This window comes from Bradyrhizobium sp. LjRoot220 (assembly GCF_964252915.1).
In the GTDB taxonomy this organism is placed as follows: domain Bacteria; phylum Pseudomonadota; class Alphaproteobacteria; order Rhizobiales; family Xanthobacteraceae; genus Bradyrhizobium.
Genome location: NZ_CAXUPS020000003.1, coordinates 251,960 through 266,008 on the forward strand (window position 1 = coordinate 251,960; position 14,049 = coordinate 266,008).

General features: G+C 63.4%; 17 protein-coding genes. 10 read left to right on the forward strand and 7 right to left on the reverse strand.

The window, feature by feature from the left end; translation table 11 throughout:
• Positions 1 to 9: 9 nt before the first annotated feature.
• Positions 10 to 252, reverse strand: coding sequence for a hypothetical protein (locus ACSQ84_RS15310; RefSeq protein WP_436212517.1), 243 nt, complete (start codon positions 250 to 252; stop codon positions 10 to 12).
• A gap of 24 nt (positions 253 to 276) precedes the next feature.
• On the reverse strand, positions 277 to 519 hold the full coding sequence (locus tag ACSQ84_RS15315) for a hypothetical protein (RefSeq protein ID WP_436212518.1): 243 nt from the start codon (positions 517 to 519) through the stop codon (positions 277 to 279).
• A gap of 365 nt (positions 520 to 884) precedes the next feature.
• Here ACSQ84_RS15315 and ACSQ84_RS15320 point away from each other — a divergent pair, with 365 nt between their 5' ends.
• From ACSQ84_RS15320 to ACSQ84_RS15330, 3 genes are read left to right on the forward strand one after another with little or no spacing between them, the layout of a single operon-like run.
• The gene (locus ACSQ84_RS15320; RefSeq protein ID WP_436212519.1) at positions 885 to 1,325 is read left to right on the forward strand and encodes a MarR family winged helix-turn-helix transcriptional regulator; all 441 of its coding nucleotides are present in this window, start codon (positions 885 to 887) and stop codon (positions 1,323 to 1,325) included.
• Positions 1,322 to 2,098 carry an enoyl-CoA hydratase gene (locus tag ACSQ84_RS15325; protein WP_436212520.1) on the forward strand — a complete coding sequence of 259 codons (777 nt, stop codon included), beginning with the start codon at positions 1,322 to 1,324 and terminating at the stop codon, positions 2,096 to 2,098. Before ACSQ84_RS15320 ends, ACSQ84_RS15325 begins: the two co-directional genes overlap by 4 nt.
• Before the next feature lie 54 nt (positions 2,099 to 2,152).
• On the forward strand, positions 2,153 to 3,766 hold the full coding sequence (locus tag ACSQ84_RS15330; RefSeq protein WP_436212521.1) for a GMC family oxidoreductase: 1,614 nt from the start codon (positions 2,153 to 2,155) through the stop codon (positions 3,764 to 3,766).
• Positions 3,767 to 3,910: 144 nt separating this feature from the next.
• Here the strand turns inward: ACSQ84_RS15330 and hemE are convergent, their stop codons facing one another.
• Positions 3,911 to 4,954 (reverse strand): uroporphyrinogen decarboxylase, encoded by a 1,044-nt coding sequence (hemE, locus tag ACSQ84_RS15335; RefSeq protein ID WP_436212522.1) that lies wholly within the window; start codon positions 4,952 to 4,954, stop codon positions 3,911 to 3,913.
• Positions 4,955 to 5,079: 125 nt separating this feature from the next.
• Here hemE and ACSQ84_RS15340 point away from each other — a divergent pair, with 125 nt between their 5' ends.
• Both ACSQ84_RS15340 and ACSQ84_RS15345 read left to right on the forward strand, forming a co-directional pair.
• On the forward strand, positions 5,080 to 5,301 hold the full coding sequence (locus tag ACSQ84_RS15340; protein WP_436212523.1) for a hypothetical protein: 222 nt from the start codon (positions 5,080 to 5,082) through the stop codon (positions 5,299 to 5,301).
• Positions 5,302 to 5,415: 114 nt separating this feature from the next.
• Positions 5,416 to 5,682 (forward strand): hypothetical protein, encoded by a 267-nt coding sequence (locus ACSQ84_RS15345; RefSeq protein ID WP_436212524.1) that lies wholly within the window; start codon positions 5,416 to 5,418, stop codon positions 5,680 to 5,682.
• A 52-nt stretch (positions 5,683 to 5,734) separates the two neighbouring features.
• On the opposite strand, the gene ACSQ84_RS15350 is transcribed toward ACSQ84_RS15345, so the two are convergent.
• A complete protein-coding gene (locus ACSQ84_RS15350; protein ID WP_436212525.1) occupies positions 5,735 to 5,950 on the reverse strand; it encodes a SlyX family protein in 216 nt (71 codons plus the stop codon).
• Positions 5,943 to 6,695, reverse strand: a complete 753-nt coding sequence (trhO, locus tag ACSQ84_RS15355; protein WP_436212526.1) for an oxygen-dependent tRNA uridine(34) hydroxylase TrhO — start codon at positions 6,693 to 6,695, stop codon at positions 5,943 to 5,945. Before trhO ends, ACSQ84_RS15350 begins: the two co-directional genes overlap by 8 nt.
• 204 nt (positions 6,696 to 6,899) lie before the next feature.
• Here trhO and ggt point away from each other — a divergent pair, with 204 nt between their 5' ends.
• From ggt to ACSQ84_RS15375, 4 genes are all read left to right on the forward strand, one after another.
• On the forward strand, positions 6,900 to 8,486 hold the full coding sequence (gene ggt / locus ACSQ84_RS15360) for a gamma-glutamyltransferase (RefSeq protein WP_436212527.1): 1,587 nt from the start codon (positions 6,900 to 6,902) through the stop codon (positions 8,484 to 8,486).
• A 40-nt stretch (positions 8,487 to 8,526) separates the two neighbouring features.
• Positions 8,527 to 8,985 (forward strand): FKBP-type peptidyl-prolyl cis-trans isomerase, encoded by a 459-nt coding sequence (locus ACSQ84_RS15365; RefSeq protein ID WP_436212528.1) that lies wholly within the window; start codon positions 8,527 to 8,529, stop codon positions 8,983 to 8,985.
• A 255-nt stretch (positions 8,986 to 9,240) separates the two neighbouring features.
• Positions 9,241 to 9,783: a cupin domain-containing protein gene (locus ACSQ84_RS15370; protein WP_436212529.1), complete on the forward strand. Its 543-nt coding sequence runs from the start codon at positions 9,241 to 9,243 to the stop codon at positions 9,781 to 9,783.
• A gap of 144 nt (positions 9,784 to 9,927) precedes the next feature.
• On the forward strand, positions 9,928 to 10,359 hold the full coding sequence (locus ACSQ84_RS15375; protein WP_436212530.1) for a VOC family protein: 432 nt from the start codon (positions 9,928 to 9,930) through the stop codon (positions 10,357 to 10,359).
• Between the two features lie 209 nt (positions 10,360 to 10,568).
• Here the strand turns inward: ACSQ84_RS15375 and ACSQ84_RS15380 are convergent, their stop codons facing one another.
• Positions 10,569 to 11,783, reverse strand: a complete 1,215-nt coding sequence (locus tag ACSQ84_RS15380; protein ID WP_436212531.1) for a hypothetical protein — start codon at positions 11,781 to 11,783, stop codon at positions 10,569 to 10,571.
• Entirely contained in the window at positions 11,771 to 12,493 is a 723-nt protein-coding gene (locus ACSQ84_RS15385; protein ID WP_436212532.1) for a FecR family protein, read from the reverse strand. The genes ACSQ84_RS15380 and ACSQ84_RS15385 overlap by 13 nt, the downstream gene beginning before the upstream one ends.
• A 214-nt stretch (positions 12,494 to 12,707) precedes the next feature.
• On the opposite strand from ACSQ84_RS15385, the gene ACSQ84_RS15390 reads away from it, so the two are divergent.
• The gene (locus ACSQ84_RS15390) at positions 12,708 to 13,985 is read left to right on the forward strand and encodes a phospholipid carrier-dependent glycosyltransferase (RefSeq protein ID WP_436213085.1); all 1,278 of its coding nucleotides are present in this window, start codon (positions 12,708 to 12,710) and stop codon (positions 13,983 to 13,985) included.
• Positions 13,986 to 14,049: the final 64 nt, after the last annotated feature.

The window sequence follows — 14,049 nt, forward strand, 5'->3', positions numbered from 1 at the left end:
TCTTGGCGGTCACTCCGCCGCCAGATTGTAGTCGTGGCGCAAGGCCTTCTGGATATCGAGCGCGGCGCGTGCCGCCGTGTTGGCATCGGCGTCGCCCGCGGACAATACGCACATCGACCAATTGTTTTCGGCCCGCTCATCCGTGACGCGATTGATGGCGATCCTGCGAACGTTCGTGCAGCCGGGTTGGTTGCGGAGCTCTGCCAACGCATGCGCCTGCAGGTCTTGCATCGAAAGCAGGATCTTTGCCATGCCGATCTTTACCTGTGCGGGGCCTTACTTCGCAGATTTCGCGATCTTGTGTGCGAGGTGGCCGGTCTCATAATCCCGGCGAAGCTGGCTCAGCGACGTCTCGTTGAGCTGAAGCAAAACGTCGCTCAGCTTCTCGGTTGCAGGATAACCAGCGGCGAAATACTGTCCGTAGATCTTGCGTAACGTGCCAACGAGCGTGTCGCCGTGCTTGTGGCTGATTTCGCCATCGTGGTTGCGGTGGCGATTGTCGAGTCCTGACTTGCCCATGTCGCGCTCCCTTTGCCCCTAGCGGACAGCATCCTCCCGCCGGGACCAAAGGGCAACCAATGACTTGGGCCGCAGTCTTGGGTCGCAGTCTTGGGCCGTGGCCGCGTCGAACCATCGAACACACGACTTCCAGGGAACTTTCTGGAAATTTTGATCCAGTTGGCGCCAATGTACACTTGGCATGCCCGGTTCTCGCGCGGAAAAACCCGCACAAATTCAACGCATAACCAAAGTCGCAGCACCGCACCCCGAGCAGATTGAGCCGCCCGATCCGGTATCAGCGCACTCGGTCAGAATCGTCGTGACAAACCCGCCGCGTTCGTTTATTTATTTCGCATGCGAACTAAATTTCCAGAGCGTGCCGAATGAATACCCGCCAGGATCGCCGGCTGGTTTTCCTGCTCAACGTCGCGCAGCGCCGGCTGCAGCGCTGGGTCGCGGCAAAGTCCGACAAGAACGGGGTGACGGCCGTGCAGTCCGGCTTGCTCTTTATTCTCGGCCAGCGCGACGGGGCCTTGATGGGCGAAGCGGGCGCGGCGCTGGACCTCGGTCCGCCCGGCATCAGCGGCCTGGTCGACCGGATGACCGCGGCGGGCCTGATCAAGCGGCGCGCCGATTCGGACGACGGGCGTGCATGGCGGCTTTGGCTGACGCCCGCCGGCCGAGCGGCGCTGGCGCAGTCGAAGGCCGGGCTTGCCGAAATCAACGCGCGCCTCGCGGAAGGATTCACCGACGCCGAAATCGATGTCGTCGCGCGCTGGCTCACCAGTTTCCAAACCAAGTTTCCAAGAGGAGAAGAGCAATGACCGAACACATCAAAATCGAAAACGACGGCGGCGTCCTGACTCTCACGATGGCGCGGCCAGACAAGAAGAACGCGCTGACCAACGCGATGTACGGCGCACTGGCGGACGCGATCCAGGGTGCGGAGACCGATCCTTCCGTACGCGTGATATTGATCCGGGGCGAGGGGGACATGTTCACCGCGGGCAACGACGTCGGCGAATTCGCGGCGATTGCCACAGGCCAGATGCAGGGCGAGCGCCACGTCAGCCGCTTCCTGACTTCGCTCGCACAATCGAGCCGCCCGCTGGTGTCAGCGGTCCAGGGACGCGCGGTCGGTGTCGGCACCACGATGCTGCTGCATTGCGATCTGGTCGTGCTCGCCGACAACGCGCTGCTTACGACGCCGTTCGTCAATCTGGCATTGGTGCCGGAAGCCGCCTCCAGTCTCTTGATGCCGCTTCGCATCGGTTATGCGCGCGCCTTCGAGATGTTCGCGCTCGGCGAGGCCGTGGACGCTGCCTCCGCGCTGGCGTGGGGCATTGCCAACCGCGTTGTGCCGCTGGGCCGGCTCGATGCCGAGGCAAAGGCGCTTGCGGCGCGTCTCGCCAGGCAACCGGCCGGTGCGGTCAGCGCGACCAAGCGGCTGATGCGCAATCCCGAGGTGCTGATGGCGCAGATACTGGCGGAGAGCGAACGGTTCGCGGAACGGTTGAAGACGATGGAGGCGCGTGAGGCCTTCACGGCGTTCGCCGAGCGCCGCCCGCCGGATTTCTCGAAGCTCGCGGCAACTTGACCGTACCAGACGCCCCCGCTACCTCTTTCCCAAAAGAGCGTGCGGGGGAAAGCAATGAACAATAATAATGACGCTTCCGAATTCGACTACGTCATCGTCGGAGCCGGTTCGGCGGGATGCGTTCTCGCCAACCGGCTGAGCGCCGACGGCAAGCATACCGTGCTGCTGCTGGAGGCAGGTCCCAAGGATACCAATCTCTGGATTCATGTGCCGGTCGGCTACGGCAAGCTGTTCAAGGACAAATCCGTCAACTGGATGTACCAGACCGAACCCGAGCCGGGCTTGAACGGCCGGCAGGTGTTTCAGCCGCGCGGAAAAGTGCTCGGCGGCTCGAGCTCGATCAATGGTCTGCTGTATGTGCGCGGCCAGCACGAGGATTACGACCGCTGGCGGCAGCGCGGCAACGCCGGCTGGGGTTATGACGACGTGCTGCCCTATTTCAAGAAGGCCGAGAACCAGCAGCGCGGCGGCGACAAGTATCACGGCACGGGCGGCCCGTTGCCGGTGTCGGACTGGCGCCACGCCGATCCGCTGTCGGAAGCCTTTGTGGTGGCGGCCGCGGAGACCGGCATTCCGACCAATCCGGATTTCAACGGCGTCGCCCAGGAAGGCGCCGGATTTTTCCAGACCACGACGCAGCGCGGACGCCGCGCCAGTTCGGCGTTCTCCTATCTTCGCCCGGCCAGGAAGCGCAGCAATCTGCACGTCGAAACCTCGGCGCTGGCGCAGCGCATATTGTTCGAAGGCCACCGCGCCAGGGCGGTCGAGTACAGGCAGGAAGGCCGGGTGCGCACTGCGCGGGCGCGCAAGGAAATTCTGGTCTCCAGCGGCGCGTATAATTCGCCGCAGCTGCTGCAACTCTCCGGCGTCGGCCCTGCGGACCTCCTGAAGAGCCACGGCATCGAGGTGGTGCTTGACGCGCAAGGCGTCGGCAACGATCTGCAGGACCATTTGCAGGTCCGGCTGGTGACGCGCTGCGCCAAGACCATCACGCTCAATGACATCGTCAATCATCCCGTCCGCCGCGTCATGGCCGGCCTGCAATACGCCGCGCTGCGCAAGGGGCCGCTGACGATCGCGGCCGGCACCTCAGGTGCGTTCTTCAAGACCAGTCCGCGGCTGGCCTCGCCCGATATCCAGATTCACTTTCTGCCATTCTCGACCGACAAGATGGGCGAAAAACTGCATGCGCAGTCCGGCTTCACCGCTTCGGTCTGCCAGCTCCGTCCCGAAAGCCGCGGCTCGCTGCGGATCAGAAGCGCGGACCCGAGCGTGGCGCCGGAAATCCGCATCAATTATCTTGCGACCGAAACCGATCGCCGCGCCTTCATCGACGGCATCCGGATCCTGCGCAAGATTTTGGCGGCGCCCGCGTTGAAGGCTTATGCGGTCGGGGAGGTCGATCCCGGCCCGAAGGTCGCGAGTGATGACGAGTTGCTGGATTTCTGTCGCCGCACCGGCAGCACGGTCTATCATCCGACCTCGACCTGCCGGATGGGCAACGATCCGCTGGCCGTGGTCGATCAGCGCCTGCGTGTGCGCGGCATCGAGGGCCTGCGCGTGGTCGATGCCTCCATCATGCCGGACCTGATGTCGGGCAATACCAACGCGCCCACCATCATGATTGCCGAAAAAGCATCGGACATGATTCTGGAGGATGCGCGGTAGCGGCCCCACTGTCATCATCCGCGAAGGCGGATGATCCAGTACGCCGTGACATCTCGGCTCGTACGCACGCTGGTGACCACTGGTTGCCCGCCGGAGCCTGTCGTCCGGCCGGCCAAAGGCCCGACCGGATGGCGGGCATGACAGCTACCCTTTATACGCCCGCACCCGCTTCAGCATCTGCTCGACATGGGCGATCGGGGTCTCCGGCTGGATGCCGTGGCCGAGATTGAAGATCAGCCGGCCGCTGGCGTAATTCGCCAGCACGTCATCGACGGCGCGATCGAGCGCCGCGCCGCCGGCGATCAGCGCCAGCGGATCGAGATTGCCTTGCACGGCAACGCGATTCTGCACGCGCTCGCGGATCAATGACGGCTCGGCCGCCCAGTCGATGCTGACGGCATCGACATCAGTCGATTCGACGTAAGCGGGCAGCAGCGCGCCGGCGCCGCGCGGAAAGCCGATGATCCTGGCGCCCGGCACCTGCGCGCGGACGCCCGCGACGATGCGCTTTGCCGGTTCGATCGACCAGCGCTGGAATTCGCGCGGCGGCAGCACGCCGGCCCAGGTGTCGAAGATCTGCAGCACGTCGGCGCCGGCCTTGAGCTGGCCGAGCAGGTACTGGATCGAATTCTCGACCAGCACGTCGATGATTTTCGCAAACGTCTCGGGATGGCGATAGGCCATCATCCGTGCCGGCGCCTGATCCGGCGTGCCCTGGCCCGCGACCATGTAGGTCGCCACCGTCCACGGCGCGCCGCAGAAGCCGATCAGCGCGATGCTGGGATCGAGCTCGCGGCGAACGCGGCGCAGCGCTTCATACACCGGTTCGAGTTTACCGAAGTCCGCCTGGGTCGCCAGCGTCGTCACCTGCTCCGGCGTATCCAGCGGATCAAGCCGCGGACCTTCGCCGGCCTCGAAACGCACGGAACGGCCGAGCGCGTAGGGGATGACCAGAATGTCGGAAAAAATGATCGCGGCGTCGAAGCTGAAACGGCGGATCGGCTGCAGCGTCACCTCGGCGGCGTATTCCGGCGTGAAGCACAGATCGAGAAAGCCGCCGGCCTTGGCACGCAGCTCGCGATACTCGGGCAGATAGCGGCCGGCCTGCCGCATCATCCAGACCGGCGGAACTGGCTGCCGCTGGCCGGATAGTACGTCCAGAAAGGGCTTTTGGGATTTTTGGGTCAATCGAAAGTTCCTGCGGCGACGGCTGACAATTTGAGGCCTCTGATAACAGCAGGTTCCCCTCCGGCCAAGGCAAGATGTGGAACAGGCGAAAAACCGGGACGTTATCTCCGCAATGGAGGAACCTGATGGCTGAGAAATTCAATCCCGCGGCACACGACAAGCACGCCGATAACCCGCGTGACGCGTTGTTGGCCGATCGGGAAATGCGCGAAAAGCTCGATGCCGGGCTGGAGGGCAGTTTTCCGGCATCCGACCCCGTGAGCGCCGTGCAACCGGCGCCGTCGAAACATGACGGCGACCGCGCGAACAAGTCGCTGTGGCACAAGGTGCGTGCGGTTTTCCGCTAACACGCGGTGGTTTGGCATGCTCGCGTGATGCAATTGCACCGCGCGTGATCGCGCCGGAACAATTCATATCACCGCGAATTGCTTCCCGGATAAATTCACTGAGAGGAACATGCGATGATCAAGCATCTTGTCATGGCTGCCGTCGCGGTGGCCGGAATTTCCGTCGTTCAGCCGGTGAGTGCGCAGGACGTGGGCGTCGGCGTTGGACGGTCGGGCGTTGGCGTCACCGTCGGCCGCGCCGACCCCGACCGCTATCGCGACCGTGAGGTGATCCGCGAGCGTGAATATCGCGATCGGGACGAGACCGTCGTGATCAAGCGCAAGCGCGACCGCGATTACGATCCTGACCGCAGGGTCATCATCGAGCGCGAGCGCTATTAACCACTGGTGAGTAGGAACGGCTTCCCGCGCGGAGGCCGCTTCCATTGTCGCCTCAATAATGCGGCGGCCGTTCGTTGCCGGGGCCGCCGGGGTTGCTCTCGGCGTGCTGCAGCCGCTCTTTCAGCTCGGCAAGCTGGCGCGTCAGCGCGTCGATCTGCTTCCACTGCGCGGTGATGGTCTGGTTCAGCGTCTCGATGGTTTCGTCTTGAAACGTCAGCCGCATTTCCAGCGCGTCGATACGTGCGCCGAGCGCGTCGGGGTCACTCATCGGAGCCGCCATTGGTTGGCCGCTCCTGCAAGCCGTGCCCCAGCGCCACGCGCTCGTCGAACACGAAGCATTCGCCGCGCCAGCGGCTCTGTTCTTTCGGCACGCCTTCCAGGTAGCGGAGGATGCCGCCCTTGAGGTGATAGACTTCGTTAAATCCATGCGCCAGCAAATAGGCGCTGGCCTTTTCGCAGCGGATGCCGCCGGTGCAGAACATCGCGATCTTGCGGTGCTTTGCGGGATCGAGCTGCCGCGCGGCAAAATCCTTGAACTGGCCAAAACTCCTGATGCCGGGATCGACGGCGCCCTCGAACGTGCCCATTGCGACCTCGAAGGCGTTGCGGGTGTCGATCACCAGCGTATCGGGCGCCGATATCAGCGCGTTCCAGTCGGCCGGCTCCACATAGCTGCCGACCCGCCGCGTCGGATCGGCGATCGCATCGCCGAGCGTGACGATTTCCTTCTTCAGCCGGATCTTCAGCCGCGCGAACGGCATCGTGGCGGCCTGGGAGAATTTGAGCTCGAGATTGTCGAGCCGGCCGCCGAACAGGGCGCCGCGCTGCAACTCCTCGACCAGCGCGCCGATGGCGGCGGGCTCGCCGGCGATGGTGCCGTTGATCCCCTCATGCGCCAGCAGCACGCTGCCTTTCAGGCCGAGGCCCGCGCAGATCGCGCGCAGCGGTTCGCGCAGCTCCCGGAAATCCGGCAGCGCGGCGAATTGATAGAAGGCGGCGACCTTGAGCGGCATCGCGACCGTTTATCAGGCGCGCAGGGCACGGGAAACCCTGCAAAATCAGCCAGTAGCCCCTGCGTTTGCCGGGCTGCCAGCGTGGCCAATTCTCTGGCATACCAGCCATTGCCCTGTCCGGGATGAATATGCCAAAAACCTCGCTAAACCCGTGCCCGACACCCGCGGGACACCAATAAAACGCTGAAAAGAAAGCTTTTCCCGATGAGGAATTTCCATTTCGCCGGCCGCTCGACGGTCCATGCCCAGAACGCGATGGTGGCGACCTCGCATCCAGCCGCGGCACTGGTAGCGGTCGACGTGATGCGCGCGGGCGGCACCGCCGCGGATGCCGCGGTCGCTGCCTGTGCGCTGCTCGGCGTCATCGAGCCGCAATCGACCGGCATCGGCGGCGATTGTTTCGCGCTGATCCAGCCCAAGGGCGAAGGCAAGATCGTCGCCTATAACGGTTCGGGGCGCGCGCCGATGGCCGCCAACGCCGATTGGTATCTCGAGCGCAAGATCAACTCGGTGCCGCTGACCTCGGCCCATGCCGTCAGCATTCCCGGCAGCATCGATGCCTGGAATACGATCCTGCGCGATCACGGCAAGATGGGCCTCGACACCCTGCTGCAGCCGGCGATCAAGGCCGCGGAAGAAGGCTACATCGTCGCTCCGCGCATTGCCTTCGACTGGAACAACGGTTTCGAGAAACTCAAGAACGGCACCAACACCGCGCGCTACCTGCTGCCGCACGGCAAGCCCGCCGCCGCCGGCGACGTGATCCATCAGCCTGAACTCGGCAAGACCCTGCGTGCGATCGCCAAGGGTGGCCGCGACGCGTTCTATACCGGCGAGATCGCCGCCGACATGGTCGATACCCTGCGCGGCATCGGCGGTCTGCACACGCTGGAAGATTTCGCAGCCCACTCGACCGAGACGACGTCGCCGATCGGCACCATCTACAAGGGCCACGACGTCTGGCAGTGCCCGCCGAATGGCCCGGGCATCACCATGCTGGTCATGCTCAACATCCTGTCGCGCCTCGATCTGACGAAATATCCCGCGCTGAGCGTCGAACGTTTTCATCTCGAGGCCGAGGCCGCGCGCATCGCCTACATGATGCGCGAGCAATATATAGGCGACCCCGCGCAGGTTCACGTCGATGTCGCTGGCATTCTGGCGAAGGAATTTGCCGAGGAGCACATCAGTAAGATCAGCATGGACCGCCTGCTCGACCTGCCGAACGTCGCGCCGCCGATGAACCCGTCCACCGTCTACATCACCGTGGTCGACAGGGACCGCAACGTCTGCTCGTTCATCAACTCGATCGCGCATTCGTTCGGCTCGGCGATCGTTTCCAACAAGACCGGCGTGCTGTTGCAGAACCGCGCCGGCGGTTTCCGGATCCAGCCCGGCCACCCCAATTGCATCGCGCCGGGCAAGCGGCCGCTGCACACGATCATCCCGAGCCTCGCGACCAAAAGCGGCCGCGCGGTGATGCCGTTCGGCGTAATGGGCGGGCAGTATCAGCCAGTGGGCCAGACCCGCGTGCTGACCAACATGCTCGACTATGGCTGCGATGTGCAGGAAGCCATCGATATGCCGCGCGGCCTGCATTACGAGGGCGTCTACCAGCTCGAGGACAGCGTGCCGGCTGCCATCGTCGAGGGCCTGAAGAAGATCGGGCACAAGACATCAAGCGTGGTCGGTCCGCTCGGCGGCGGCCAGGCGATCTGGATCGATTGGGACAAGGGCACGCTGATCGGCGGTTCCGATCCCCGCAAGGACGGTTGCGCGCTGGGGTATTAAGCGGCTAGAGAGACCGGTCTTTTAAAAAAGGGTCCAACAGATGCGATCTTCCCGGCGCACGATCATCCAGACTGCGTTCACAGCCATCGCGGCTGCGGTTACCTCACCTCTCATCGCCACGGTCGCATCGGCCCAAGCCGCAGGAAAACCCATGACCACAGCTTCAGGTTTGCAGATCATCGACAATGCGGTCGGCACCGGCGCGTCGCCGAAATCCGGCCAGACCTGCGTCATGCACTACACCGGCTGGCTCTACGAAAATGGCCAGAAGGGCAAGAAGTTCGACTCTTCGGTCGACCGCAACGAGCCGTTCGATTTTCCAATCGGCCAGGGCCGCGTCATCAAGGGCTGGGACGAGGGCGTTGCCTCGATGAAGGTCGGCGGCAAGCGCACGCTGATCATTCCGCCCGCCCTGGGCTATGGCGCTCGCGGCGCCGGCGGCGTCATTCCGCCCAATGCGACGCTGATGTTCGATGTCGAATTGCTGGCGGTGAAGTAACCGCGGCTCGCTTGTTGCGCCCGGCGCTGGACTAAACTCGACCTCTCCACGTCATTGCCCGGCCATAGCGGGCTGCCTGGCGCAGACCGCGTAAACTTGTCTGCGATGCCGGGCATCCATGGAACACTCTTTTCCGGATCTTTGAGCTTCGATAAGGCAACGCTCCAATGCGCCAGGAGCTTCCTTAATGGCTGGTTTGCCTTCTCGTACTTATGTACCATTCGTGACCGAACGATATTTACGGAAAGCAGCGCGATGTCAGGTTCTCACGACCACACCCATGATCACTCGCATGATCATTCTCACGGCGATCATTCCCACAGCCACGATGCCGACCGCTGGAAGCATGACGGCGTGCGCGTCATTCCCGGCGATCAGCTCGATCCCAACGTGCCGTCGACCGCGGGCATGGACCGCAAGGCCGCAATCAATTTCGCCCGCGTCGGCGCGCAGAAATTATGGGCCGGCACCGTGACGATCCGGCCCGACGCCAAGACCGGCGCGCATCATCACGGCCATCTCGAAAGCATCATCTATGTCGTGAAGGGCAAGGCGCGGATGCGTTGGGGCGAGCAGCTGCAATTTACCGCCGAAGCCGGTCCCGGCGATTTCATCTTCATCCCGCCCTACGTGCCGCACCAGGAGATCAACGCCAGCCGCGACGAGGTGCTGGAATGCGTGCTGGTGCGCAGCGATGGCCAGGCCGTGGCGATCAATCTCGACATCGAGCCGGTGGAAAAGCCGGAGACCGTGCTGTGGGTCGACCCCGTGCACCGGGACCCCGCTGAGAAGGCGTAGCCCTCGCCGCGCGATGCGCGCAGGCGGTTCGTCCGCCGCCGCAGCGCTGTGAGTCAGGACGGACGCAAAAATAATCTTGCCCGATGTCGGACCGGTCCCGGCTGGTTCGTCCTTGGCATGAACCAACCGAAAGGAGCCCTTTCAATGGCCAAAATGATCTTCGTCAACCTGCCGGTCACCGATCTTGCGCGTGCCACCGCCTTTTATCAGGCGATCGGCGCCGTGAAGAACGAGCAGTTCTGCGACGACACCGCCTCCTGCATGGTGTTTTCCGACACCATCCACGCCATGCTGCTGACCCATGAAAAGTTCATGCAGTTTTCGCCGAAGAAGATCGCGGACGCAAAGACCTCCTGCGAGGTCCTGATCTGCGTCTCGGCCGACAGCCGCGCCGAAGTCGACGATATCGTCGGCAAGGCAAAGGGCGCCGGCGGCGGCGTCGATCCGTGCCCGAAGCAGGACTACGGGTTCATGTACGGCCGCAGCTTTGAAGACCCCGACGGTCATATCTGGGAAGTGATGTGGATGGACGTCGCGGCTGCGAATGCAGCGCAGTCCGCAGCGGCCGACGCCTGATCCAGTACCGACCGGAAGCGCGCCTGGTAGGAGGCGCCTGAGGCTTCTGTGGCTTCATCCTTCGAGACGCCACGCCAGCGCGTGGCTCCTCAGGATGAGGTCTAACAGCTCAAAAAGGTCCTAAACCCTCATGGTGAGGAGCGCGGCAACGCCGCGCGTCTCCGGACGATGCTTCGCATCGCCGGGCGAACCACGAGACCTGTGCGTGCTCAGTAAGTGATCCGCAAGCCCACGCCGCCATGGAGCGTGTTGCCGACCGGCTGCGGGCCGGCGGTGCCGTTGACGAAGAGGTCGGCGACCCAGCCCTTGGTGATGCGGAAGCCGAGACGGCCGCCATATTCGAACCAGCTCTGGTTGCCGATCGTCGGCACCACGGTGCCGTTGCCGGTCACGGTGGCGACGATGCCGGATTGCGTGCCGAACGATTGCACGAAGCCGCCATTGATATTGGCCTCGACATTGTTGCCGAACAGATGCGTCCACTGGGCGCCGATTTTCACCAGGCTGGTCTTGTCGGTGCCGCCGGCGATCGAGGCGTCGAACGGATTGAACGCGGCGGCCGGATCGGTATAGCCCTTCACGCGCTGCCACAATTGCCAGACCTCGACGGAGGCCGCGACTTCGTCGCGCGGCGACAGCCGGCTGATCCACCCTGCGCGGCCATAGACGCCGTAATTATCGCCGGTGGTGTGGCTGTCCAGCGATACCGCGCCGAGGCTGGTCGCATAGGTGCGGCGATAGCGGATCTTCTCGTAGGGCGTCAGGATGGCGCCGATGTCGAAGAACGGCCGTGACGACCCCCAGTCGGCGAAATCATAGCGCAGCGCGAACGCGCCGATCGGGGCCGCCGTGACGCTGTAGCCGCCTTCGCTGTAATGGGTGTAGGCGATGCCCGCCAGCAGCGACAGATTCGCGGTCAGGTTGTTGCGGCCGTGGATGCCGGCCGAGAACGATCCTGCGGAGCCGAAGGCGCTGACGCAATCGCCGCAATTGACCTGCTCGTTGATGCCGAGCAGCACGGTGCCGAGCACGCGGTTGGTGATCATTTGGTTGAAGCGTTGCTTGGCCAGATCGTTGATCGATCCCGCGCTGGAATCCGCGCCGGTGGTCGTCGGCGTGGGCGTCGGGGTTGGCGACGGCGACGCGATTGGAGTCGGTGATGGCGAAGGCGTTGGCGATGGCGAAGATGTTGGTGCGGGTGTCGGTGACGGCGAATATGTTGGTGTTGGTGACGGCGAATATGTTGGCGTCGGCGAGGGCGAGCCGGAGGGGCTCGGATTCGGATTGCACTCTGTACAGTCGTCGAGAGACTGCGCCAGCGCCGGCGATATCTGCATCGATGCCAGCCAAAACAAAAACCCCGCGCCCAGCACGGCCGATACGACAAAACTCCTTGCGCGGCTCTGCATCATCAGCGTCCGCACAGCATGTCGATGGGATCGCTGCCGTCATCGATCGGAGGCGTCACTATCGGCGAGGCGCTCGCATATTGCGTCGCGCTGCAGAGCCCCGCCGCGGCGCTGCAGGTCTTGGCGAAGGTCCATGGCGGGTTGTTGGTCTTCTTAATGGACGTCTTGCCGCCGGTCAGGGTGATGATGGCGGTATCGCCGGGATTGGTGAGCTGGATGCATTCGAAGCTGACGGTGCAGACCGACGCCTGGCCTTCCCGCAAGTTGACGATGGTCTGGCCGCGCTGCGACAGGATATCGAGCGTGGTGCCGCGAACGCCGATGGTGGCGAGCGGCGTCGTGATCTTGTAGGCGGATTTTTCCGAATTGCCGGTCACGAATCGGAATGCGCCGGAGCTCAGCCGGATCGCGACGTCGCGATAGTGTGTCGCGTCGTCGAACACGGTGCGATCGAGCTTGAGCGACGCACTCGGCCCGATCGAGAGGTTGGTGCTGTCGGACATCACCAGCCGCGCGGCGCTATCGAGGCCGGTGCGCACGATCTCGTCGCGCAGCAAGCCATCACCGACATGGAGCTGATTGGTTGCCGATCCGGCAACACGGAGCACTTGATTCTTGACGACGGCAGCTTCGCCGACGCGCGTTTGCGCGGAAACCGGAGTTGCCCCCAGCACCGCGATTGCGCCAAGCACAAAAAGAAAGACAGAGTAGTTATGCGATTTCATTTCAAAGCCGATCGATTATCCCGACATCGTACCGGATCGCGCGCGCAAGCGATGTGGCAGAATTATCACAAGCGGCGCCTTACTAGCCCGTCGGTTAGTGACGTCGGATTCGAAATGCGTTCAATGCAATGGACATAAAAATCCGGACCGCCCACACTGAATTTTGCCGCAATTTGTTTGGTCCGTGAAATCAGTGCCTGAATCATCAACTTCAATCCCCAATCAGCCTGTTGCGCGCTCCGCCATAACAGCGGCAACGATCTTTTTCTTCGCGCATTTCGCGATGCTGATCGGCGTCACCACGCCGGAAAAATTCTATTTCGACGAGGTGCATTACGTGCCGGCGGCGCGGCAGATGCTTCTGCCGGTGATGCCACAGCCGATGCTCAACCCGATGCATCCGCCGCTGGCCAAGCAATTCATCGCGCTGTCGATCCACACCTTCGGCGACGTGCCGCTGGGCTGGCGCTATCCGGCCGTGCTGGCAGGCGCGCTCGCCATTGTCGCGGTGTACCTTGGCGGCCTCGCCTTGTTCGCGGCGCAAGGGCCGGCGATCGCCGCGAGCCTGCTCGCCTTTTTCAATCAAATGCTGTTCGTGCAATCGCGGATCGCGATGCTGGATATTTTCGCGCTGACCTTCAGCCTGTTCGCGATCGCCTCGTTCATGCACGGCTTCCGGCAACAACGGCCGCATCTGTGGTTCGCCCTGGCCGGGCTGTGCAACGGTCTTTCGATCGGCTGCAAATGGAGCGGGCTGTTCGTGCTCGCGGTCTGCGTCGTCATCGTGGCGGCGATCCGCCTTCTGCAAAGCTGGCGCACGCAATTTGCCGACGGCAATGCCCATGATTGGTACCGGCCCGATCTGTGGCCCGATTTCAAGACCTGGCATTTCGCGGCTTGCTTCCTGCTGATCCCGGCGTGCGCCTATCTCGCGACCTTCGTGCCGCTCTACGGTTTCTCGATCCCTGACATCATCGAGGCGCAACGCCGCATCTTCAGCGACAACACCACGACCGCAATCGCGGGCCACACCTACATGAGTTCGTGGCCGTCCTGGCCGTTGCTGGTGCGCCCGGTCTGGTATCTGTTCGACAAGGTCGGCGACGACAGGATCTCGGCCGTCGTCTTTCTCGGCAATCCCCTGATCCTGTGGCCGGCGCTGATCGCAGCTGCAATTGCCCTGCGCGACTGGATCGTGACGCGACGCGCGGATGTGTTTCTGGTGCTGGCGTTTTATGTCGGGCCCTATGTCGCCTGGGCGTTGCTGCCGCGCACGCTCGGCTTCATCTATTATTACCTGCCGGCCGCGACCACCGCGAGTTTCGTGCTGGTCTATGCGCTCCGTCGCGGTGCCACGCCGCGCTGGCTGCTATGGGCCTTTGTCGCTGTCGGCGCAGCGGGCTTCGCCGCGATGCTGCCGATCTCGGCCGCGTTCGTCGAAACGTCGATGGTGACGTTTGGCCGCCTGATGATCTTCCAGAACTGGATATAGGATGACGCAGTGCTCTCAACGAGTCGTCCCCGCCGAGTGCGCAATTGCGCACGGGCGCCGGGAC